Consider the following 22,411-nt stretch of genomic DNA (forward strand, 5'->3'; position numbering starts at 1 on the left):
CAACAAGTTCCTCGGCCAGCTGCACCACTGCCTGCAAACCGGCCGGCTCTACGACGAACATCAGGCGTTTCCACCTCCTTCCGAGCTCGCGGCTTGACATTTAGCTTCGTGAGATGTCTTTCGCAAGTACTTGGAAGGGGGCGGCTACGACGTCCCCCGCATAATGCGGCTGATGGAGTACATCGTCGGCCAGATCTTCGGCGACCACGGCCTCGAGGGTCGCGCGGGCGAGGAATGGCTCAACGAGCGTCTCGGGATCTACGCAGCAGCCGAGCACTTCACCGCCGTCATCGGCGAATGGCTGATCGAGAACAAGAAGTTCGATGCAGTCGGTGTCGATCCGACCATGCTGGATCTGCTGCGCTGGCACGGCGCGGAAGAGATGGAACATCGCAACGTCGCCTACGACGTGTACCAGCACGTCGACGGCAGCTACGCCCGTCGAGTACGCACGGCGTTCATCGCGTCGATCGGCCTCGCCGCGCTGTGGATGTCCACGTCGAGCCACCTCTACGCGCAAGACAAGTCCGTCAAAAATCGCAGGCCGTGGCCGTGGGAGTTGTTCCAGGCGACCCGTAAGGGTCTGGTTCCCAATGTCAGCTTCTTCTTCGACCAGATCCCGAAGTACCTGATGCCGAACTTCCACCCGTCGAACATGGGCCCCATCGATACGGCCGTTCGCTACCTCGCGCAGTCACCCGCCGCGCGTGCGGCCGAATGATCGAGCAGAACCCGTCGCCACTGCTTCGCACACTGGATTTCGCGTCACGGGTGTATTCGAAGGTGTTCGCCGAAAGCCCGATCGCCTCGGTGCTGTCGCGACCCCGGCAGATCAAGCGCACGGGATTCGACATGGATCTGATCGTGGAGCGCGTGGTTGTCGAAGCTGACGACGTCGTCAGTCTGACGCTGGTGCGCCCCGACGGGAAGCTGCTGCCGCGCTGGATTCCCGGCGCTCACGTCGACATCTTTCTGCCCTCCGGAAAACAGCGTCAGTACTCGCTGAACGGCAGTCCGGCCGATCTGACGAAGTACCGAATTGCCGTGCGCCGCATCGCCGATGGCGGTGGCGGCTCGTTGGAGGTGCACAGTGACATCGCCGCAGGCGACGTCCTGCGGGTGCGTGGACCGCGTAACGCGTTCACGTTCATCCCTGCAAAGCAGCACCTGTTCATCGCGGGCGGAATCGGCATCACGCCGATCCTGCCGATGGTCCGCATGACGGCCACCGGTGGTGGCATGTTCAAGGTGATCTACCTCGGTAGGTCGCGCGACAGCATGCCGTTCGTCGACGAACTGCGCGCAGTCGCGGGCGACCGGCTCGACGTGCGCCCCGACGACGAGGTCGGCTTCCCCGACGTCGCGGAACTGCTGAAGCAGGCCGATCCGGGCGCCGCGGTATACCTGTGCGGCCCGCCGCCGCTCCTCGATGCCGCTCGCGCGCTGATGCCGCAGATCAATCCGACCGGCTCGCTGCACACCGAACGCTTCTCCGCACCCCCGGTGGTAGGTGGCGAACCGTTCGAGGTAGTGCTGAGCCGCAGCGGCAAAACCGTTCAGGTGGCCGCGGACGAGTCGGCACTGAGCGCGATCCGACGCGCGGTTCCCAGCGTGTCGTACTCGTGCCAGCAGGGCTTCTGCCGCTCGTGCAAGGTGGACGTCCTCGGCGGCACCGTCGAACACCGTGACAGCACGCTGCTGCCGGACGAGCGCGAGACTTCGATGTTGATCTGCGTGTCACGCGCAGCAGGCGCGCGGGTGGCAGTCGACCTCTGATCGGCATGTTTGGCGTCGGCATCGGCTGGGTAAACCAACTCCAGTTTTGTCGAAAATGGAGCGTCGAAGTGGACGGCTGTCTACTTCGGGTAACCAGCCAACGGAGAACGTCGTGTGTGCCGAGTTCGTCGCCTTTGAGTCACGGGGACGCGCTTAGCTGTGTACGGTTGCTGATTGTCAACAATTAGCAAAGCACGCCGTATCGGCCCTGACAGGAGTAATTCCATGTCGCAGGAATCCCCAACCACCACCGCAGAGGTGCCGCCCAGCATCCTGCGCAGAGCGATCGGCGCCTCGGCGATCGGTAACGCGGTCGAGTGGTTCGACTACGGGGTGTACGCGTACCTCACTGTCCACATTGCAGCCTCGTTGTTCCCCGAAGGCTCCAACGGCGTGCTGTACACGCTGGTCGGCTTCGCCATCTCGTTCCTGGTGCGTCCGATCGGCGGCCTCTTCTGGGGTCCGCTCGGCGACAAGATCGGGCGCAAGCGTGTGCTGGCCATGACCATCATCCTGATGGCCAGTTCCACGGTTGCCGTCGGCCTGATTCCCAGCTACACGACCATCGGCATCTGGGCGCCGGTGCTGCTGTACGCATTCCGCATGGTGCAGGGTTTCTCGGCGGGTGGCGAGTACGGCGGCGCGGCGACCTTCATGGCCGAATACGCGCCCGACAAGAAGCGCGGCTTCTACGGCAGCTTCCTCGAGGTCGGCACGCTCACCGGCTTCACGCTCGGCAACGCGATCGCCTTGCTGTTGGTGAACACCCTCGACGACGGCTCGTTGCAGTCGTGGGGCTGGCGCCTCCCGTTCTTCGTCGCCGCACCACTCGGCCTGATCGGCATGTATCTCCGTAGTCGCATGGAAGACACGCCGGTGTTCCGCGAGCTGGAAGCAAAGGAGGCGACAGAAGAGGTCAAGGGTGTCTTCAAGGACCTGATCACCAAATACACCCGTCCGATCCTGACGCTGTTCGGCCTGGTCATCGCGTTGAACGTGGTCAACTACACCCTGCTCAGCTACATGCCGACCTATCTGCAGACCACGCTGGACATGAAGGAATCCGATGCGCTACTGGTTCCGCTGTTCGGCCAGCTGGCCATGCTGTTCACGCTGCCGTTCTTCGGTGCGCTGTCCGATCGAGTCGGGCGTAGACCGATGTGGCTCTTCTCGTGTGCGGCCTTGGTGGTCGCGGTGATTCCGATGTACTTGCTGATCGGCACAAGCCTGGCAGGCGCCATCGTCGGCTTCGCGGTGCTGGGCATGCTCTACGCTCCCCAGCTCGCCACCATCTCGGCGACCTTCCCCGCGATGTTCCCGACGATCGTCCGATTCGCCGGTGTGGCCATCGGTTACAACGTCGCGACGTCGCTCTTCGGCGGTACCGCATCGGCGATCAACGAAGCACTCATCGACGCCACGGGCACCAATCTGATTCCGGCGTACTACATGCTCGGCGCCTGCGTCATCGGCATCGTCGCAGCGCTGTTCTTGATCGAAACCAAGGGATTGTCGTTGCGCGGCACCGAGGTTCCGGGCACGCCCGAGTCGGTCGAGGAGCAGAAGCAGCTGGCCGCCGAGCGCGCCTAGGCGAGGAACGCACGGACTCGATCGGCGGCTTTGCGGCCGTCGTCGAGTCCGGTCTCGAACCAGGCCACCCGCTTGGACTCGTCGAACGCCGTCAAAGGGGCGATCTGCGGTTCCGGTCGCAACAGCACGGTTTCGATCCCGGCGGCGTTCAGCTGCTCGATCTCGCGGTCGGTTGCCCGATCGGCGAACAGTCCCGCCCAATCGCCGTCGCCGCCGAGCGGACTGATCAGCAGTGCCTTGTCGACCCGATGTTCGAGCAGATAGTCGGCGCTGGTGTTCGACCACAGCCCACCGTCGACGTAGTGGCTGCCGTTCGCCTCGACAGGCGGGAAGATTCCCGGCACCGCACAGGACGACGGCACGATTCGAACCAGCTGTGCCCCATCGTCGTTCGACCAGAATTTACGCTCGCCCGACGCCGCGTCGATAGACACGATTCGCAGTTGCGGCGACCAGGTCAGCGGGCCGATGATCTCCTCGAACAGACCCGTCCACGCCGCCTCGGTCATGGTCTTGGCACGCGACGCGGCTTCGGCGATCGCCTGTGCAGCCGTCGTGTCCATGTACTTGACCGCACTCCACCGTGCGAAGACCTGCAGGTTGGCCATCGGATCGCCGTCGGTGTTCGGCTGGCCCGAGATGTTCAGCGGGCTGTTGTCGGGATCGGCGATGTGTTTCTTCATCTCCGCGGGCTCGACACCGCCGAACAGCAAGCTACCGACGATCGAACCGGCCGACGTGCCTATCGCCAGGTCGGCGCTGCGCAGATCGATGCCACTGTCGACGAGTGCGTTGACGACGCCGGCCTCCCACGCGAGACCGGTCAATCCGCCGCCTGCGAGGACCAGCGCCCAACTCAACTGTGGAGTCGTTCTTTGAGCGCCTCGAACTCGTCGCGCACACCGGACGGCAACTTGTCGCCGATGAACTCGAACCACTCCTCGATGAGCGGAATTTCCTTCTTCCACTCCTCGACGTCCACCTTCAGCGACTCGTCGACGTCAGTCGAGTCCACATCGAGACCCTCGAGGTTGATCTGCGCGGCGGTCGGCACATAGCCCACCGGCGTCGACTCGCCCTCCGCGGCGCCCTCGATGCGGTTCACGATCCACTCCAGCACGCGGGAGTTCTCACCGAATCCGGGCCACAGGAAGCGACCGTCGTCGCCGCGACGGAACCAGTTGACGTAGAAGATCTTCGGGAGCTTCTGCGCGTCGGCGTTCTTGCCCAGGTTGATCCAGTGGTTGACGTAGTCGCCGACGTGGTAGCCGAGGAACGGAATCATCGCCATCGGGTCACGGCGCACCGAACCGACCTTGCCTTCGGCGGCGGCAGTCTGCTCGGAGCTCATCGTCGCGCCCATGAACACGCCGTGCTGCCAGTCCAGCGACTCGGTCACCAACGGAACCGTGGTCTTGCGGCGACCACCGAACAGGATCGCCGAGATCGGCACACCCTGCGGGTCGTCCCACTCCGGAGCCAGCGTGGGGCACTGCGACATCGGGGTGCAGTAGCGCGAGTTCGGGTGAGCCGCTTTCTCTTCCGACTCACGATCCCAGTCGTGACCCTTCCAGTCGATCAGGTGGTCGGGGTCGCCTTCGAGACCTTCCCACCAGACGTCACCATTGTCGGTCAGCGCGACGTTGGTGTAGACGGTGTTGCCCGCCTCCACCGTCTTCATCGCATTGGGATTCGACGACCAGTTGGTACCCGGCGCCACACCGAAGAAGCCGAACTCCGGGTTCACCGCGTAGAGGCGGCCGTCGTCACCGAAACGCATCCAGGCGATGTCGTCACCCAAGGTCTCCGCACGCCAGCCGGGGATGGTCGGCTCGATCATCGCGAGGTTGGTCTTGCCGCACGCACTGGGGAAGGCCGCGGCGACGTAGTAGTTCTTGTTCTCCGGGCTGATGAGCTTGAGGATCAGCATGTGCTCGGCCAGCCAGCCCTCGTCGTGGGCCATGGCCGACGCGATGCGCAGCGAGTAGCACTTCTTACCCAGTAGCGCGTTGCCGCCGTAGCCGGAACCGTAGGAGATGATCTCGCGATCCTCGGGGAAATGGGTGATGTATTTGGTGTCGCTGCACGGCCACGGCACGTCCGCCTGGCCCTCGGCGAGCGGTGCGCCCACCGAGTGCAGCGCCTTCACGAACGGGCGATCGGTGCCCAGCTTCTCCAGCGCCGCGGTACCCATCCGGGTCATCACACGCATCGACACCACGACGTACTCGGAGTCGGTGATCTCGACACCCAGCTTCGGGTCAGCGGCACCGAGCGGGCCCATGCAGAACGGCACCACATACATGGTGCGGCCCTTCATCGCGCCACGGAACAGGTCGGTCAGGGTTGCGCGCATCTCGGTCGGATCGACCCAGTTGTTGGTCGGGCCTGCATCGGCCTCGTTGCGCGAACAGATGTAGGTGCGGGACTCGACGCGTGCGACATCGGTCGGGTCGGACAGTGCCAGGAACGAGTTCGGCTTCTTGTCTGGGTTGAGCTGCTGGAACGTACCCGCGGTCACCAAGTGACTGGTCAGGCGATCCCACTCCTCGTCGGAGCCGTCGGCGAACACAACACGATCCGGTTGTGTGAGCTCGGCAACTTCGCGCACCCACGCAAGCAAGTCTGCGTGCTGGGTCGGCGCTGTGTCGGTTCCGCTGAGACCTGGAATGGTCGCTGAGGTCATCAAACTCTCCTGAAGTGGGGCTGTACCGCGCATCGGCACTGACCTGCACCGATACTCCAGTATCCCCCAGTCGGCGGGAGCAGCCCACGTCCTTCGCATAGAGAAATGCCATGCGTGCTCGTGCGGGTGCCGGGGTTCCTAGACCTAGAGGTTAACTCTGCGATACCCCATCCACAGAATCGGGTCCAACCCGGGGCCGAGCCGTCACATTCCGATCATGCAGACCGATAACCGGACATGAGGGACAACACGCGTGCGGTGATCCCGTTGGTCGCGATATTGATGTCGCTTCTCTTGGCTGCCGGCTGCGAATCGAACGAAGGACAACTCGATGCTGCGGCGAGCACATCGAAACCGCGACGCGCGATCCCGGAGGCACAGTCGGGCGGAGTCAACGGCCCCGCTTCGACTGGCGTTCCCTGCTTCGGGCCGGCGTGTGACTCACCGAAAACGCTGCTCCCGCCACTCGTACTACCGACCACACCGGGAACACCTACACCTCCCGAGACAACGCCCGTTCCAGGCGTCACCGTCAGCGACGTGCGCATCGAGCGACACGAAGGATTCGATCGTGTCTCCTACTACTTCGGAGGCGCGTGCTGCCCTGGCTGGCGCGCCGAGTACGTCGCCGAGGCGACGGAGCGCGGACGATCCACCTCGACTTCGATGAGCGGTCGGTCGATTCTGCAGATCTATTTCTACGACACCGCCTCCGCCCTCGAGAGCGGGACGATCGAATACAACGGACCCAATCCGTTGACGGATCCCGCTGCCCGGAACGTCGTCGAAGTGGTACTCACACCTAGTTTCGAGCGGACGACGCAGTCGTTTCTTGGGATTCGCGCCGATCACCCGAATTTTCTGGTCAACACGCGCTACGACCCCGCGCGAGTTGTCGTCGACATCTACGGATGACGCAGCGGTGGCTGTCTACTCGCCCAACCGGCCGTGATCGGTCTGTTCCCAGTGCGGCTCACCGTCGGCACCCTGGGTGAATTGCCACGACGCGAACTCACCGGTGTGATCGACGACGGAGAGGTGGTCGGCGAAACCGTCGAGGTCGATATCCGATACGACGACCAGCGAGTCGTCGACGGTGATCGTGTTGGTGTCCGGAGTGCCGTCACCATCGATGTCCTGCGTCGGGTGATCGAGAGCGACCGCCCCCAGGTCGTCCAGCGAGCTCGACGCGTCGATGTGCGGCAGATCCGGCAACAGGAAGTCGTTGGACGCGATCATCAAGGCTCCTTACTCGGGCAGGACAGACTTCAGCTCGATGTGTTTGACGCGCCGAATCGACGATCGGTTCCACGTGCGGCGAAATGTCGTCCGATCACCTCGAGATCGCGTTCGCACGACGCCAACTGGGCAGCCCGACGCGCGCTGCGCCGTCGAATCTCGGCATCGATGCCTGCGACCTGGCGGTCCACTTCCAGCGCTCGGGCCGAACCAGCCCGACCGACATGCTCGGACAACTGCGCCTCCGTTTCGACCAATGCCGCCAGCACGCGTTGCTCCAACTGCGACTTGACGTTGATCAGCGCGTCCGCCGCCCACTGCCGCAGGTGAGCTCGGTCGGCAATCTGCCCGCGCGACCGCGTAAGCCACCACGCCGCGCAGCCACCGAGCAGCAGCGTCACCGGAATGGTCGCGATGTCCAGCGCGGGCACCATCGTCAACGGTGACACCACCAACCTGCCGATTCCGACGCCCGCCGACGCTCCGACAGCGATCATCATCCGATCCTCGACGCCACGGTGCCGCGGCTCGGGACGGTCGCCGACGTCGAGGTAACCGGGCGACTCGGCAGCAGGCCAGGTTTCCGCTTTCAGGGTTGCCTGCAAGTCGGACAGTCGTTGCCGGGTGTACGCATCGAGATCGCCGGCGATTCGAGCGACGGCGGCATCCAATCGCTCCGGAAACTCGGCGAGCTGGTCACGATCGCAGGAGTCGATGTCGGAGCGCGCCGCAACGTTGACCGACCGAACCCGACTGCCGACCTCGTGCGTCAGCTCCACCCGGGCCAGCTGCACTTGGCTGCGTAGCGTTGCCGCGGCTTCGGTTCGGCCGCCGTCACGCCGGGTCAGCAACGTGGCGCGCTCGGCTCGGAGCTCGGCGGTGTCGTCGTTGTGTCGAATCGAATCGGCCTTAGCAGCGATCATGCGGCGGGTCCGGTCGGCGAGATTGTCTGCGGCACCGGCAAGTCGGGCCGCGTGCTCGGGACGCGACGACAGTTCTGCGGCGAGGGCACCATGCAGTTCGACCAGCCCCGAATTCACCATCATCACATCGGTGCGTGCCCCACCGGTTCGCGCCAGCCGCGCCAACCGAACAGAGACCGGCCAGATCGGTGCGTCGGCGAACGTACCCGCATGCCGCGCAAGCAATTGGGCGTTTCGCTCGCGCACGGTTCGCCAATCACGATGCGCGTCGATGCGCTGCAACGCGAAGAGCACCCCGGTGCCAGACGACGCCAATCGGTCGACCATTTGCAACGCCTCACCACCGAGCGGCGCGGCCGCGTCGAGCAGAATCAGCACGACAGCCGCGTCGGCGGGCGAATCGGCGAACTGCAGGTCGGGGGCGATGGCGGTCAACTCGTCCACCAGCTCGTTGCGATCGGCGCGCGTCGGATCCACCACTGCCACAGTGCGATTGCCGGGATCCCCCACGCTTGCCCGAGAGAGCTGGCGCAAGCCGTCCGGATTCCAGCGCGAAACGACGGTGGCGGCTTCGGGCGACAGGCCGGTGTCAGGCACGCTCGACCGATCGGGCGCTGTAACCGTGCCGGATTCGGTTCGCCGCACGACGGCTCGGTGCACCGACATCGCTTGCGGCATACCGGGTCCACCATTCGGCGAGTCGTAGCGCTTCGGCGGCGTTCACCGGCTGCCGCGCATCACGACCGGCGACCACGTCGACCAGAGCGGGGCTCGCCAGCCCTGCCGCCAACCCGAGCTCGGCGGCCGTGGGTCCGCGCAGAAACTGCTCGATCGGATCGCGCGACGAACTACGTGCCGCCAGCTTCTCGAGTGTGTCGAGCAACGCTCCACCCCGTAGCGCTGCCGAACGATGCACCCGAGCCGCCACAACGGTTTTCGCAGCGTCGACTCCACTGAACGCGTGCAGAATCTGAGTCAGGCGGGCGGCATCGATGTTCGGCTCTCGGCGCATGGTATCGAGCGCGGTCGTGACACCGGCCAGCTCCCAACGACTCAGCAGCGCAAGCCGATCGCGGGTGTTGACCGGCACCTCGGCTGCGGCGAAGAGATCGGGCGACAAAGTCAGCGTCGGATCGTCGCTGGCGGCCAGGATTCGAAAATCGCGCAGTTCCTGATCGCCGACCGTCGACATCGAAGTGGTCCCCCCGATCGGCGCGACCAGCGGAACGGTCTGCACACCAGTGATTTTCATCGTGTCGTTGGCGCGGACCACCACGTCGGACCAGTGCGAAGAGACTGCGTCTGCCTTGTTCAGGACCGCGACGGCATTGGCGGGCGACACCATCGCAAGGGCATCACGATCGGCGGATTGCAGCCGTTCGGCGATCACATAGATAACCACATCGGCGTCGAGGATTGCGGCAGGAGTGTCGAGTGAATCGATCTGCACGAATTCTGGGTCGGTCACGCCGAGGGCACGAGCAACAGTGGACCGCCCCGATCCTGCGCGGCCGGCTATCTGCACGCTGACCGGCCGATCGGCCTCTGCGACGGCTGCGCGGAGCTGGTCGACGATCCCCGGATCGGCCTGCTCCAGCAGCCGATCGAGTTCCGCAAATTTCGACATGTCCACCCCCGGCCGACATTGTCGCAGATGGGCAATTCCGGGTCGCGTCGAACGGTAGCCTACGCAAATGCCTGCGTCGTCGGACCACACGGATCACCTCGTCGGCAACAGCGTCGGGATCGGCCAGCACGTGGTATGCGGCGTAACGCAAGACCAGCCAACCTTCGCTCACCAGCCAGTTCTGTCGACGCCGATCGTTCCTGAAGGTAGTCGGGTCGCTGTGGAATTCGCGGCCGTCGACCTCGACCACCACTCGTCCTCGCTCGTCGACGAAATCGCCGATATAGCGCCCGACCGGCAGGTTTGCCAGCAGCGGGAAGCATCGCGAGTTCAGTGCCCGCGCCAACATGCGTTCCGGCTCGGACGCCGAATGCACGGCCGCGATCCGGAGTTGGCGGTCGACCTCGACCGTCCCCCACTGCTTCACCTTCTTCTTCCGGAGCAGTTGCAACGCCTCTCGGCTGACCGACCGGGTGAGCTGGTCGTCCACGAGCTTCGCCAATTCGTCAGATCGGCAGACGGCGATGCAGTCGAAGAGAGTCTGATCGTGGCTGGTTGTCGGCATCGACCACGATTCGGCGATCTCCAGGGAATCGAGATCGCGGCGGTAGAGGTGCACCCACCGCACCGAGGTACGGACTCGGCAACTTCGCGGAATTGTCGCCTCGATCAAAGACGGTTCGGGCAGCCACCCGTGTAGCCACGCGGCGGTGCGGTGACTGAGTACCGCATGCGGCTGCCATTGCGTCACCGCGAAGCAGCGGCCCAGGCCGGTCGGCTCGCCGATCGAGTAGATCGCGGGCAGCAGTCGGTGATATCGGCCGTTGCCGCATCGCCTGCTGACGGCACTCGCCGAAACGCCCTCGGCTGCAAGCTGTGCCAGTGTGCGGATACCGAACGAGTTCATCGCTGCAGCATCGGCTACGACCGAGTCGGATTCGGCCTCACAAGCGGCAAATCGGGCAGACCTGTGGATAGATTTTCGCATGTGAACAGATAGCGTTTCAGCCGCTTGACCTGAACCACACTTTCGGTTGCACGGTTATCTCATGGAAGCAATCGTCGTGACAGAGTTCGGATCCGCGGAACAGATGCGTTGGAAGACCAAGCCGGATCCGGTACCTGGTCCCGGACAAGTCCGGATAGCTGTGGAGGCCAGCGGGATTCACCGTGTGGATCTCGAGGTCAGGGCAGGCCATCGGCTCGGCACATTCCCCCTGCCCGACCTGCCCTACGTGCCAGGCCGCGAGGTTGCGGGCACTGTCGACCAGGTGGGCAACGACGTCGATCGGCACCTGCTGGGCATTCGCGTCGCCGTTTCGCTCGGCAATGCCAACGGCGGATACGCGCGGTTCGCGCTCGCACCCGACGTCGACCTTCATCCGATCGACCCCGCTCTCGACGCAGGAATCGCGGTTGCCATGGTCGGCACCGGCCGTACCGCGCTCGGGCTACTCGCGAACGCGCAGCTCTCCGCGGCCGACACCGTGCTGATCACCGGCGCAGCGGGCGGTCTCGGCGTTTTGTTCGTTCAAGCTGCACACCGTCTCGGCGCAACCGTCATCGCCGTCTCCGGCGGAGCGGAGAAGACCACGCTGACAACGACTCTCGGCGCCGACCTCTCGGTCGATCACAACCAACCGGATTGGCTGGAACAGATCCGACGACATCGTCCCACCGTCTTGCTGGACGGCTCAGGCGGAACGATCGGCGCCGCGGCCGTGCACGTGCTCGCCCCTCACGCCAGGGCACTCTTCTTCGGACACCCGACCGGCGTCAGCGATGCCGAACTCGCGCAACTCGGCATCGCGTCGACGATGGCACTGGGCGGCTTCACGCCCGAGAAGAACCGAACGTGGGCGGCCGAAGCCCTTGCCGAAGCGGCTGCGGGCGAACTGATTCCGCAGATCACACGATTTCCTCTCGCCGATGCCGCACACGCGCACATCGAATTCGATGCGCGGCGCACGTTGGGCAAAGTGGTACTGATCTAGCCACTCGCCACGGCGATCGGCGCGTCGCAGCAGCGTTCGTCATACGATTACCTGCCATCTGTTGCGCATCACGAAAGGTGGAGCAGTCGCGATGACAACGTTCGATGCGAGCGGCGCCGCACCGCTGACCCGTAAACGCGCTGCTACCCGCGAGCGCCTGCTCGACGCGGCTCTGGATGTCTTCGCCGAAGAAGGGCTCGGCCGCGCGACCGTCGAGCAGATCTGCGAGCGCGCCGGATTCACCCGTGGCGCTTTCTATTCCAACTTCGACAACCTCGACGAGTTGGCGTTGACCATGTGGCGGCGCTCGTCCGAGCGGATGACCGCCGGCCTGCGTGCAGGCCTCACGCACCTGCAGCTCGACGGCACGTCCCAACTCGACGACAGCATCCGCCGCCTCGTGGATGCGATCCCGTTGAACGAGAAGTGGTATCGCATCTCCGCGGAATTCACGGCGCATGCACTGCGCACCCCACCTCTCGAACAGGCTGTATTGGAACAGGAGCGGGCCGTTCTCGACGCGATCATGCCGCTGTTCGAGGCGACTGCAGCACAGTCAGGGCTGCGCATCACCGACAGCAATGCATTCGGCCGCGCGCTCGTCGCCGTTCACGACGGGACGCTGCTGCAATGCCTCCTCGAGCCGGACAGCGAGGTGCTCCGCCAGCTCCGTGTGGACCTCTTCGTTACGGTGGCCCGCAGCTTCACGGAACCGGCTGCGCAGTAGTACCGAACTGCTCGCCCCAACCTCACCACCAGCCCCAGGTGTCACACATCGCGTTTATGCGGGACAATGAACCGGTGAACCGCTCCGACCAAGAGGCCGACAAGGACCAGGAACGCGGCTCGCGGCTCCATCCGCGGGTGACGAGTTTCCGGTCTCGCCGTGGCGCATTGACCGCTACCCAGCAGGTGTGTTGGGACGAAACGTGGCCGCAGATCGGCCGCGACGTCGGCGACGACCGCATCGATACCGCCGCGTGGTTCGGCCGCGATGCACCGCTGATCGTCGAGATCGGCTCCGGCACCGGAACCGCGACGGCTGCGATGGCCAAGGCCGAGCCGCAGAACGATCTCATCGCCGTCGAGGTCTACCGCCCCGGCCTCGCACAGTGTCTACAGCAGATTCAACGCGAAGAGATCACCAACATCCGCCTCTTGCGCGGCGACGCCGTCGACGTGCTGGAGAACATGCTCGCACCGGAGTCGCTGACAGGTGTCCGCGTCTTCTTCCCGGACCCCTGGCCCAAGGCCCGCCACCACAAGCGGCGACTTTTGCAAGCGCCGACTTTTGCCTTGATAGCAAGCCGACTGCAGTCCGGCGGCGTATTACATGTAGCTACCGATCACGCCGAATACGCGGAGTTCATTGCCGAGGTCGGAAATGCTGAACCGCAATTGACCGCACTGGACTGGGAGTCGCCGATGACGCACGAACGCCCGGTCACCAAATTCGAGAACAAGGCCCATCTGGTCGGAAGCTCCATCACCGAGTTGATATGGGGGAAGATCAGGTCATGAGCGGAAGCGTTGCGGTACCGGACAGCGAGCTGCCGGCCCCCAGCCCCAACGGTGCGGCCGAGGTCGGCGCGAACGGCCGCGACAGCCGCGACCTGCGACGGGTGTTGCTGGTCTGGGATGCCCCGAACCTGGACATGGGCCTCGGCGCAATCCTCGGCGGGCGTCCGACGGCCGCGTATCGGCCCAGATTCGACGCGCTCGGTCGGTGGCTGCTCAATCGGACGGCGACCCTGTCGACCGGAAGCGACCGCTCACTCGAGCCCGAAGCCACCGTCTTCACCAACATCGCCCCCGGAAGTGCGGACGTCGTCCGCCCCTGGGTGGAAGCTCTGCGTAACGTGGGCTTCGCGGTGTTCGCCAAGCCGAAGGTCGATGAGGACAGCGATGTCGATGCCGACATGCTGGCACATATCGAACTTCGGGCACGCGACGGCGGCCTGGCAGGCGTCATGGTGGCGTCGGCGGATGGACAGGCGTTTCGCGAGCCGTTGGAGAAGATCGCAGCAACCGGCATCCCGGTGCAGGTGCTCGGATTTCGTGAGCATGCCAGCTGGGCGGTGTCGTCCGAGGAGCTCGAGTTCGTCGACCTCGAGGACATCCCGGGAGTGTTCCGGGAACCGCTGCCGCGCGTGAGCCTGGACTCGCTGCCCGACGAGGGTGCCTGGTTGCAGCCGTTCCGTCCGCTGTCCGCATTGCTCAACGCACGACAAGGAGTCACGTAGTGATTCGAAGGGCGTCGTAGTGTTCGCCAAGTGGGGCAACTTCGTCTATCACCTGCGCTACACGGTGATCGGCGTGATGGTCGCAGGCCTACTTGCGCTGGGAGCCTACGGTCTGGGCCTTGAAAACCACCTGAGTCAGAGTGGTTGGGACGATCCGGGTTCCGAGTCGTCGCGAGCCGCGCAACTCACCGATGCGACGTACGGACGCGATCACACCTCCGACGTCGTTGCTATCTACACAGCTCCGGCAGGCAAAACGATCGACGATCCGACGTTCTCCGCCGCCGTCACCGACAGCCTGAACAGCTTGCCGAAGGATCATCCGGACCAGATCGACAAGGTCAACATCTCTGCGTTCAAGTCCGATTCCGGCCAGCAGACCGCCGCGGCCGCCGACAAGTCCAGGCAGCACGGCATCGCCTCGATCGCCATCAAGGGCAACACCGATACCGAGCAGGCACAGAACTTCCGCGTCGTGAAGAACGCGTTTCAGATTCCCGGCGTCGACGTTCAACTCGCCGGTTTGCAACCGGTCGCCGGAACGCTGAACGACACGATGGCAGAAGACGTCCAGCGCATGGAAGTCCTGGCGATCCCCGCGGTCGGTGTGCTGCTGTTCTTCATCTTCGGTGGCGTGGTCGCCGCCGCACTGCCGCTGATCTGTGGTGGCCTGACGGTGATCGGCGCCTGGGGCATCGTCCGCTTGATCACGAACTTCACCGAGGTCAACTCGTTCGTCTCGCCCGTCGTATCGCTGATCGGCCTCGGCCTCGCCATCGACTACGGACTGTTCATAGTCAGTAGATTCCGCGAAGAACTCGCAGAGGGGCACCGCACCCGAGACGCGGTCCGACGCTCCGTCATGACCGCGGGTCGTACCGTCATCTTCTCCGCGACGATGATCGTCGCCAGCCTCGGCGGCCTGCTGCTTTTCCCGCAGGGATTCTTGAAGTCGGTGGCGTACGGCGCCATCGCGACCGTCAGCCTTGCCGCCCTCTGCGCCGTCACCGTGCTGCCTGCGATCCTCGGAATCCTCGGCCCGCGGGTCGATGCGTTGGGGCTCAAGCGGTTCCGCAAGACCAAGACATCCGAGGAGATCGAGAACAGCATCTGGGGCAAGCTCACCCGCTGGGTGATGAAGCACCCGCTGAAGGTGGCCATCCCGATCATCGTCGGGTTGCTGTTGCTGATCATCCCCGTCAACAGCATCCAATTCGGCGGCATCAACGAGAAGTACCTGCCACCCGACAACCCGACGCGAGCCGCCCAGCAAGAGTTCGATCAGCTGTTCCCCGGACTGCGCACCGAGCCGATCAAGCTGGTCGTGCAGACCAAGAGCGCCGCGCAGATCAACACCGTGATCAAGGAAGCCAGCAACGCACCCGGCCTTGTCGAGAAGTTCTCCATCGACAAGCCCGGATTCGATTCCGGCGTCTGGACCCTCAAGGCCGGACTCGTCGATCGCAACAACGGCAAACCGGCGATCGACTACCTGCGCAGCATGCCCAAACCGGACGGCGCGACGGTCAGCGTGACGGGCACCCCGGCCATCGAGCAGGACAGCATCACAGCCCTGCTCGATCGAATGCCGTTGATGATCGCCCTGGTCATTCTGTCGACGACGCTACTGATGTTCTTGACCTTCGGATCGTTGGTGCTGCCGATCAAGGCGGCGTTGATGAGTGCGTTGGGTCTGGGGTCGACGCTGGGCATTTTGACGTGGATCTTCGTCGACGGCCACGGGTCCGGGCTACTGAACTTCACCCCCGGCCCCATCATGTCGCCGGTGTTGGTGTTGATCATTTCGATCATCTACGGCCTCTCCACTGACTACGAGGTGTTCCTGCTCTCGCGCATGGTCGAGGCAAGGGCGCTCGGTGCCAGCACCACCGAAGCGGTGCGGGTCGGCACCGCGCACACCGGTCGCATCATCACCGCGGCCGCTCTGATTCTGATCGTCGTCACCGGCGCGTTCGGCTTCTCGCAGCTGGTGATGATGCAGTACATCGCGTACGGCATGATCGCCGCGCTGATCATCGATGCCACCTTGATCCGCATGTTCCTGGTTCCGGCAACGATGAAGTTGCTCGGCGACGACTGCTGGTGGGCACCCGCCTGGATGAAGCGCATTCAGCAGCGCATCGGGTTGGGTGAGCCCATCCTCGACGAGCGGCAGATGCCGACCGACATCCCCGAACTGGTCACCGCCGGTGCGCCGCCTGCGCCACCGGTCAGGTCGCATCCGGGGCATCTCGCGCCGCCGAACAATCCGGTCCGCACCGAGGAACCGTTGACGACGGCGATTCCTCGCGTCGAAGCTCCGCACCGCTACCATCCCGACGAGAAGCCGGCGCCCGCTCGGCCCCGCCCTCCTGCCCCGCCGAGACGGCCCGTGGCAAACGGCACCGAGCAGCCGAACGGAACGCGTAACGGCAACCATCAGAACGGAATTCACCAGAACGGTGGAGTTCCGAACGGCGCTGCGCGAGTGCAGCCACCGCAGAACCTGCCGCCTGCTCGCCCGACGATCCCCGAGGTCGACGTGCCGAGGCCCGAGCCCACACCGTCACGCGGCATCGACGACTGGCTTGCCGATCTGCGCAAGAACCAGACCGAGCAGCCGACGCCACCTGCACCGACGCAAGAACCCGAGGCCGACGACGATGGCGGCCGACACCACAAGAGTGCCGACCGCCCCGCGTTGAGCGTCAGGGAACTGCTCAACCGACAGAAGCCGGAGTAGCCGCTTCCTGCTCGTCACGCTCGGCGAACGCTCGTGCATATCTGGTTCCCGCGATCAGCAGCAGAACACCGACTGCGATGAACGCGGACACCCGCAGCAGGCCGTCGAGCGTGGCGAGATCGAACAGAAACAGCTTGGCCAGTGCGGCCGCCGTCAGGCCGAGTCCGGCGAACAGCACCAGGTGCGCGTTGGTCGCAATTCGCAAGCCGTGCAACAACAGTGCGGTTGCGCCCAGCATCCACGCGATGGTGGCGACGGTGTGCCCCGCGGTGAAGCCGCCCGCTCCACCGATGGCGACTCCAGCGGCGACGGTTGCAGCGGTCACCGCGTACAGCCCGACCAGCCCGGCGAGGACGGCCGCGACCTCCGCGTTCTGCTTGCCCATTCCCATGCGGCGAGCCTGGAACAGCAGCAGCCCGAGAACACCGACCACCAGCACGCTCGCCACCATCGCCGACGCGCCCAATTCCTTTGCCGCCGTTGCAGATGCGACCAGCGCATCGGGTCGCGCGACGTCGAGGTAGGTGAGACCGCCGATCGCGGCGAAGGCGAAGCCGACCCAGTAGGCAACCGTGGATCGCAGGGGATCGGAGCAGGCGACGAATGCGGCGGCGACGATCAGCAGGGCGATCGGCAGCGTGTCGTGCCCGGTCACCGAGACACAGGTCTGCAGCAGCGCGAGGGCGGCAGGCGCCAACGCGCTGATCCTGGTGTGCACCGGAAGGACTCGGTAGGCAGCAACAGCCAAGAGCACAACAGCGAGTGAGCCTTGCACGATCGCGATGGTGGTGTGTTCGAACATCGAAGTCCAGAGCAGCAGGGGCACCGTTGCGATACCGAGCGTCACGCTAGCGGTGACGTCCGCAACCGATCGGCGAACGGCCACAACAGAAGTGCCGATGCCGATTGCTGCGACGACGATGCAGGCCGCGAGCAGTCGGTAGTCGTCGGCGCTGGATCCGTACACCGAGCCGCCGATCGCGCCGATCAACGCAAGCACGGCGGGAACTGTTCTGGCTGCGTGGAGGTAGGGCCAGTCGCGGACCAGTTGCGCTGGGTAGCAAGCAATCTGCAGGACGATCAAGAATGCGATCAAGGTCAGCGTGAGACCGTCGGTGACGATGGGCGCAAGAACGGCGACACCGACAACCACCAGCAGCGCCAGCGACTGAGACTGCCACTTACCTGCGAGCGCGACGCCTGCTGCGCCAACAGCCAGAGCGATACCGAGCCCGAGCGGCGCTTCGAGCCAGCCGTATATCGATGTCACGGCCATCACGTCGAGGTATGCGCCTGCGATACCCGTTGCCGCCAAGGCGATTCCACCGACACGACCGCCCGTCCGGCCGTAGACCCGAACGCCGACCAACACCAACGCGCCGGAGAACAGCGCGCCTGCGACGACGCGAGCCGGTGGCCCGAAGATCCCCGCTTGCGCCGCAAGCACCAGCAGCATCACCACGCCGATCAAGGTGACGCCTGCACCGGCGACGGCGAGGATACGGCTGATCATGCCGTCGCGCTGCCACCACGGTTCCCGCGGTTCGGGCTGCGGCGCCTGACATGTCGGTGCCTGATAGGTCGGCGGCGGAATGTTGGGCGGCGGCTGGGGTGGGCGGTATTGCGGGGGCACGAACTGTGGCGGCGGCGGTTGCTGGAACTGCGGTGGCTGGAACTGCTGCTGCGGTACCGGAGCCGGCACGGTTTCGAGCTGCACACGCAACGCGGTAAGGCCGCGACCGACCTCGCCGAGTTGGCGACCGAGAGCGGTGAAATCGGTCGACAGCTGTGCAACCAGCCGTGGATCGACGGAGTTGGGGCGTGGTGATGTCATGGAAGAAAGCTTCGCGTGCGGGCGGCTCGTGCACCTGAGTAGCGCTACTCACCGGTGGTGGGGGTTTCTTGCTCCCGGAACAGCCCGCTCACCATGTGGCCGACTATCTCCTGCGCGCGGGCCGTCGCGGCGTCCGGATCGTCGGCCGAGCTGATGGTCATGGCGGCCGAGCAGAGCAGGTCGAAGATGATGACCGCGGTCAGGTCCAGATCGACGTCGCGCAGTTCGCCGCGTTCCGCCAGCAACGCCAGGTTGGCCCGCACGAGTGGCAACGAATCTTTTTCGTCGATCTCTCGCAGTCGATCCACGCCCAGCACACCTTGGGCCTGTCGCATCAGCGACCGTCGCGCTTCGCTCTCGCCGAAGACTCGCAGCATCTCGCGAGCACCTGCGAGTGCAACTTCCCTGCCGTCGAATTCGGCAGTCGCCTGCGCTCGGGCCATCCCCTCGACCACCTCGGCGACGCCCAGGCGCATCTGCTCCTGCAGGACCTCGTCGAAGATGGCCTGCTTGTCGGGAAAGTGGTGGTAGAACGCCCCTTTACTGACGCGGGCGTGACGCGCGATCGCATCGATCGACGACGGTCCGTAGCCGTCGGTCGCGAACAGTTCCAGCGCTGCGTCGAGGATCGCGGCGCGGGTGAGCGCGGCGTATTCCTCGCGTCGAGTCTTGACCACCATGATGACCACGATTATATTCACCGACTAACGGTATGTGACAAATTTTCAGTCGGACAATGCTCTGGGGGTCACGATGCTCGACACCGAACAACGACCTACACCTCCGCCGACCACGCAGCGCCGGCAACTCGAACGGGGCATCGCGTCGTTCACCGCGCGGCACAAATGGCCGCTGGCGATCGTCTGGCTGATCCTGCTCGGCGTCGGCGGCGCAAGCGGTGTGTCACTCACCGGATCGCTGAGCAGCGGCGGCTGGTGGGTGGCGGCATCGGACAGCGTCACGGCATCCCAGCAGATTCAAACCGGCTTCGTCGGCCGCGGCCTGTCGTCGGCAGTCCTCCTCGTGCACGATCGCGACAACACGGCTAGCAACCCAGCATTCGATCAGCGCACCCGAGACGTCTTCGACCAGGTGACCGCCGACCCACGCATGCACGCCGCCAGCAGCTTCGGATGGAGCACGCTCTCCCCCGCCAACCGTGCACCGTTCCTCGGCAAAGACGGCGCGACGGCCCTCACGACAATCGGCATGAACGTCGACGACGACGCCGCCACCGTCGAACTCCCCTCTTTGACAAAGGAATTCACGCAACGATTCGACGGCCAGGGCCTCGATGTCTCGATCGTCAGCGGTCCTGCTTTCTGGGGTGAGGTGAACGAGCAGAGTACGTCCGGCCTCATCAAGGCCGAGCTGATCACGCTGCCGTTGATCGTCCTCATCCTGCTGGTGCTGTTCCGCAGCGTCGCCGCCGTGCTCGCGTCGCTAGCTGTCGGCGTCACGTCGATCGTGTTGACGCTCGGCATCCTCTCCCCGATCGCACGGCATGTCGAGCTGTCGATCTTCGTCGAGAACGTCGTGACCATGTTGGGCCTTGGCGTCGGAATCGACTACTCGCTGTTCATGATTCGACGATTCAAAGAAGAACTGGCGATCGGGGGCAGCGTCGAAGATTCCATCGCCGCATCGCTGCGTACGTCCGGCCACACCGTCGTCGCGTCCGGTCTGACCATCGTCGTAGCGATGTCCACAGTGGCATTCATCCGGTTGAACGCGATCACCTCGATGGCGGTGGGCGCCATTGCCGTTGTCGCAGTGTCGATTCTGGTGGCAACGCTCTTGCTTCCTGTGCTGCTGAATCTTCTAGGCCGCCGCATCGACGCCGGACGGGTGCCGTTGCCACGACGGTTCCGCTTACGACCGGACGACGCGGATCCGACCACATCGTTCTGGTATCGCTCGACCATGACCGTGATGCGAAGGCCGTTGATCTTCTTGGTGGCGGGCGCTGCAGCACTGCTTGCCCTCGCAATTCCGTTGACGCACATGAAGTTGTTCCTGCCGGACTCTCGAATTCTGTCGTCGCCATCGGCGGTGCGCCACGGGTTCGACACGATCTCCGAGCAGTACGGGCCGGGCTACGGCTTTCCCATTCAGGTCGTGGTCAGCAGTTCCGCCCAGTTGCAGGACACCGCCACCGACCTTGCGTCGTACACCCGCGAGCTCTCCGGTCTTCCCGACGTCGCAGCGGTGCAGTCCGCGACACCTGTGCTCGAGCGGATCTCACCGGCAGATCCGATGGCGGCGCTGAACTCGAGCATCTTCGGCGCCCTGCCACCCGACGCACGTAACGCGGTGCGGCACTATGTGTCCGACGACAACAAGAAGTTCATCGTCGAAGTGATCTCCGCCGCACCGGGTTCCGACGAGCGCACCACTCGACTGGTAGAGCGTGTTCGCGACATCACCGACAAGTTGCCCAACAGCGTGCACGGTGTGGTCGGTGGCGTCCCGGCGTCGGCGTACGACGCAAACAAGGAGATCGAACGCGGCCTGCCCTGGGTGCTCGTTTTCATGCTGACCGCGGTGTATCTGTTGCTGCTCTTGACCTTTCGATCGGTGTTCCTGCCGCTGAAGGCCATCGCCATGAACCTGCTGTCTGTCGGCGCAACCTACGGCATCATGGTGATGCTGTTTCAATACGGTTGGGGTGCAGGACTTCTGGGTATCTCAGTACCTGGTTACCAGATGAACTTCGTCCCGGTTCTACTGCTTGCGATCTTGTTCAGCCTCAGCACCGACTACGAGGTGTTCCTACTCAGCCGGGTGAAGGAGGAGTATCGCGCGGGCGCCGACAATTCGCTCGCGGTCGCCCGCGGCATGACGCACACGGCGCCGCTGATCTCCGGTGCGGCCCTGCTGATGGTCACCGTGTTCGGCGCCTTCGGTATCGCGGGAATTCTGCCGATTCAGCAGATCGGTATCGGCATGGCGATCGCGATCGCATTGGACGCGACGTTGGTTCGGATGGTGCTTGTGCCCGCCGCTATGCGCTTGATGGGGCGGTGGAACTGGTGGTGGCCTGGGCGCCTAAAGCCGCCAGCGACCACCGTTGCCCATACCCCACGCACCCATATTTCCGCCGCCCATCATGCGCCGAATCGAGGTGCCGAAGGGGTGCTTGGCCTCTAGCGAGCCGAATCGAATACGACCACGCACGACGATGTGCAGCTTCCCGATCGGCGGGCCGGTGCGAACACGGCTGTTCGCGTTGGCCCCGATGAGTTGTAGCCCGTTCAGATCGACCGTCGCCTCGTCCGGCACGATCAGCGACACGCTGCTACAGAAATCGTCGACATAGATCTCGACAACCTGGCTGGTCATGATGGCCTCGGTGAAATCGAGGTTGACGCTGGAGAACCGGCTGTTGAGCTGCAGCGTCGACGGAACATGCCACGGGCCCTTGCGGGTCACGTTGGACATCCGCCCGCGAACCACGTCACCCGCGCCCGGCCGAAACGTCGGCGGTTGCCCGTAGACCGGCTGCGGAGCAGAAGGGACCTGCGGCTGTTGCTGCGGTGCTTCGTCGCCGATCAGCCTGATTCCGGGCAGGTCGGCGAGCACCACGTTCAGTTCGCCGCGCGTCTTGGCGCCGAGCGCGGTGTCCATCCGCTCGGTGAACTCGCCCAGCGACAACATGCCCTGGCCCACCGCACGCTGCAACAACTGGCCGACGTGTTCGCGCTCCGCATCGGAAACCCGCAGATCTCTCGCTTCCATGCCATCCAGGATAGGCGA

18 protein-coding genes and 1 pseudogene are annotated in these 22,411 nt (G+C 64.6%); 10 read left to right on the forward strand and 9 right to left on the reverse strand.

Annotated features, from left to right (window positions below; all coding sequences use genetic code 11):
- Nucleotides 1-130 precede the first annotated feature (130 nt).
- The 3 genes from FOY51_RS26480 to FOY51_RS26490 all read left to right on the forward strand — a co-directional run bounded on the left by FOY51_RS26480 (nt 131) and on the right by FOY51_RS26490 (nt 3,366).
- Nucleotides 131-721: a metal-dependent hydrolase gene (locus FOY51_RS26480; protein ID WP_290367928.1), complete on the forward strand. Its 591-nt coding sequence runs from the start codon at nt 131-133 to the stop codon at nt 719-721.
- Complete coding sequence (locus tag FOY51_RS26485) at nt 718-1,776, forward strand: PDR/VanB family oxidoreductase (RefSeq protein WP_149433264.1); 1,059 nt, start codon at nt 718-720, stop codon at nt 1,774-1,776. The genes FOY51_RS26480 and FOY51_RS26485 overlap by 4 nt, the downstream gene beginning before the upstream one ends.
- Nucleotides 1,777-2,001: 225 nt before the next feature.
- On the forward strand, nt 2,002-3,366 hold the full coding sequence (locus FOY51_RS26490) for an MFS transporter (protein ID WP_149433265.1): 1,365 nt from the start codon (nt 2,002-2,004) through the stop codon (nt 3,364-3,366).
- Here FOY51_RS26490 and FOY51_RS26495 read toward each other — a convergent pair.
- Together FOY51_RS26495 and FOY51_RS26500 are read right to left on the reverse strand one after the other, a co-directional pair.
- Nucleotides 3,363-4,226: a patatin-like phospholipase family protein gene (locus FOY51_RS26495; protein ID WP_187776487.1), complete on the reverse strand. Its 864-nt coding sequence runs from the start codon at nt 4,224-4,226 to the stop codon at nt 3,363-3,365. The genes FOY51_RS26490 and FOY51_RS26495 overlap by 4 nt on opposite strands.
- Nucleotides 4,223-6,052, reverse strand: a complete 1,830-nt coding sequence (locus FOY51_RS26500) for a phosphoenolpyruvate carboxykinase (GTP) (RefSeq protein ID WP_149433267.1) — start codon at nt 6,050-6,052, stop codon at nt 4,223-4,225. The genes FOY51_RS26495 and FOY51_RS26500 overlap by 4 nt, the downstream gene beginning before the upstream one ends.
- Before the next feature lie 540 nt (nt 6,053-6,592).
- On the opposite strand from FOY51_RS26500, the gene FOY51_RS26505 reads away from it, so the two are divergent.
- A complete protein-coding gene (locus tag FOY51_RS26505) occupies nt 6,593-6,967 on the forward strand; it encodes an AMIN-like domain-containing (lipo)protein (protein WP_149433268.1) in 375 nt (124 codons plus the stop codon).
- A gap of 15 nt (nt 6,968-6,982) precedes the next feature.
- Here the strand turns inward: FOY51_RS26505 and FOY51_RS26510 are convergent, their stop codons facing one another.
- The 4 genes and pseudogenes from FOY51_RS26510 to FOY51_RS28080 all read right to left on the reverse strand — a co-directional run.
- Nucleotides 6,983-7,291: a DUF6802 family protein gene (locus FOY51_RS26510; protein ID WP_149433269.1), complete on the reverse strand. Its 309-nt coding sequence runs from the start codon at nt 7,289-7,291 to the stop codon at nt 6,983-6,985.
- A 29-nt stretch (nt 7,292-7,320) separates the two neighbouring features.
- Entirely contained in the window at nt 7,321-8,811 is a 1,491-nt protein-coding gene (locus tag FOY51_RS26515) for a hypothetical protein (protein WP_149433270.1), read from the reverse strand.
- Nucleotides 8,804-9,841, reverse strand: coding sequence for a hypothetical protein (locus FOY51_RS26520; protein WP_235916805.1), 1,038 nt, complete (start codon nt 9,839-9,841; stop codon nt 8,804-8,806). The genes FOY51_RS26515 and FOY51_RS26520 overlap by 8 nt, the downstream gene beginning before the upstream one ends.
- Before the next feature lie 94 nt (nt 9,842-9,935).
- Nucleotides 9,936-10,829 (reverse strand): annotated as a pseudogene (locus FOY51_RS28080) (DUF559 domain-containing protein); the annotation flags it as partial.
- A 61-nt stretch (nt 10,830-10,890) separates the two neighbouring features.
- Here FOY51_RS28080 and FOY51_RS26530 point away from each other — a divergent pair.
- From FOY51_RS26530 to FOY51_RS26550, 5 genes are all read left to right on the forward strand, one after another.
- Nucleotides 10,891-11,835, forward strand: a complete 945-nt coding sequence (locus FOY51_RS26530) for an alcohol dehydrogenase catalytic domain-containing protein (protein ID WP_149433272.1) — start codon at nt 10,891-10,893, stop codon at nt 11,833-11,835.
- Nucleotides 11,836-11,926: 91 nt separating this feature from the next.
- A complete protein-coding gene (locus tag FOY51_RS26535; protein WP_149433273.1) occupies nt 11,927-12,562 on the forward strand; it encodes a TetR/AcrR family transcriptional regulator in 636 nt (211 codons plus the stop codon).
- 56 nt (nt 12,563-12,618) lie between these two features.
- On the forward strand, nt 12,619-13,356 hold the full coding sequence (gene trmB, locus FOY51_RS26540) for a tRNA (guanosine(46)-N7)-methyltransferase TrmB (RefSeq protein ID WP_149433274.1): 738 nt from the start codon (nt 12,619-12,621) through the stop codon (nt 13,354-13,356).
- On the forward strand, nt 13,353-14,078 hold the full coding sequence (locus tag FOY51_RS26545) for an NYN domain-containing protein (RefSeq protein ID WP_149433275.1): 726 nt from the start codon (nt 13,353-13,355) through the stop codon (nt 14,076-14,078). Before trmB ends, FOY51_RS26545 begins: the two co-directional genes overlap by 4 nt.
- A gap of 19 nt (nt 14,079-14,097) precedes the next feature.
- On the forward strand, nt 14,098-16,821 hold the full coding sequence (locus FOY51_RS26550; RefSeq protein WP_149433276.1) for an MMPL family transporter: 2,724 nt from the start codon (nt 14,098-14,100) through the stop codon (nt 16,819-16,821).
- Here the strand turns inward: FOY51_RS26550 and FOY51_RS26555 are convergent.
- A complete protein-coding gene (locus FOY51_RS26555) occupies nt 16,799-18,655 on the reverse strand; it encodes a DUF2339 domain-containing protein (protein WP_149433277.1) in 1,857 nt (618 codons plus the stop codon). The genes FOY51_RS26550 and FOY51_RS26555 overlap by 23 nt on opposite strands.
- 44 nt (nt 18,656-18,699) lie before the next feature.
- Nucleotides 18,700-19,356, reverse strand: coding sequence for a TetR/AcrR family transcriptional regulator (locus tag FOY51_RS26560; protein WP_149433278.1), 657 nt, complete (start codon nt 19,354-19,356; stop codon nt 18,700-18,702).
- A gap of 52 nt (nt 19,357-19,408) precedes the next feature.
- On the opposite strand from FOY51_RS26560, the gene FOY51_RS26565 reads away from it, so the two are divergent.
- Nucleotides 19,409-21,805, forward strand: a complete 2,397-nt coding sequence (locus FOY51_RS26565) for an MMPL family transporter (RefSeq protein WP_149433279.1) — start codon at nt 19,409-19,411, stop codon at nt 21,803-21,805.
- Here FOY51_RS26565 and FOY51_RS26570 read toward each other — a convergent pair.
- Entirely contained in the window at nt 21,704-22,393 is a 690-nt protein-coding gene (locus FOY51_RS26570; protein ID WP_149433280.1) for a DUF1707 SHOCT-like domain-containing protein, read from the reverse strand. The genes FOY51_RS26565 and FOY51_RS26570 overlap by 102 nt on opposite strands.
- Between the last annotated feature and the right edge of the window lie 18 nt (nt 22,394-22,411).

The sequence above is a fragment of the Antrihabitans cavernicola genome (assembly GCF_008297975.1).
Lineage (GTDB): Bacteria > Actinomycetota > Actinomycetes > Mycobacteriales > Mycobacteriaceae > Antrihabitans > Antrihabitans cavernicola.

What these genes read in the sequence shown, in the direction of transcription:
- trmB (WP_149433274.1), top strand. Translation starts at nt 12,619, where the DNA reads ATGCGGGACAATGAACCGGTGAACCGCTCCGACCAAGAGGCCGACAAG.
- FOY51_RS26535 (WP_149433273.1), top strand. Translation starts at nt 11,927, where the DNA reads ATGACAACGTTCGATGCGAGCGGCGCCGCACCGCTGACCCGTAAACGC.
- FOY51_RS26500 (WP_149433267.1), bottom strand. Translation starts at nt 6,052, where the DNA reads ATGACCTCAGCGACCATTCCAGGTCTCAGCGGAACCGACACAGCGCCG.
- FOY51_RS26555 (WP_149433277.1), bottom strand. Translation starts at nt 18,655, where the DNA reads ATGACATCACCACGCCCCAACTCCGTCGATCCACGGCTGGTTGCACAG.
- FOY51_RS26565 (WP_149433279.1), top strand. Translation starts at nt 19,409, where the DNA reads ATGCTCGACACCGAACAACGACCTACACCTCCGCCGACCACGCAGCGC.
- FOY51_RS26530 (WP_149433272.1), top strand. Translation starts at nt 10,891, where the DNA reads ATGGAAGCAATCGTCGTGACAGAGTTCGGATCCGCGGAACAGATGCGT.
- FOY51_RS26520 (WP_235916805.1), bottom strand. Translation starts at nt 9,841, where the DNA reads ATGTCGAAATTTGCGGAACTCGATCGGCTGCTGGAGCAGGCCGATCCG.
- FOY51_RS26510 (WP_149433269.1), bottom strand. Translation starts at nt 7,291, where the DNA reads ATGATCGCGTCCAACGACTTCCTGTTGCCGGATCTGCCGCACATCGAC.
- FOY51_RS26570 (WP_149433280.1), bottom strand. Translation starts at nt 22,393, where the DNA reads ATGGAAGCGAGAGATCTGCGGGTTTCCGATGCGGAGCGCGAACACGTC.
- FOY51_RS26490 (WP_149433265.1), top strand. Translation starts at nt 2,002, where the DNA reads ATGTCGCAGGAATCCCCAACCACCACCGCAGAGGTGCCGCCCAGCATC.
- FOY51_RS26485 (WP_149433264.1), top strand. Translation starts at nt 718, where the DNA reads ATGATCGAGCAGAACCCGTCGCCACTGCTTCGCACACTGGATTTCGCG.
- FOY51_RS26545 (WP_149433275.1), top strand. Translation starts at nt 13,353, where the DNA reads ATGAGCGGAAGCGTTGCGGTACCGGACAGCGAGCTGCCGGCCCCCAGC.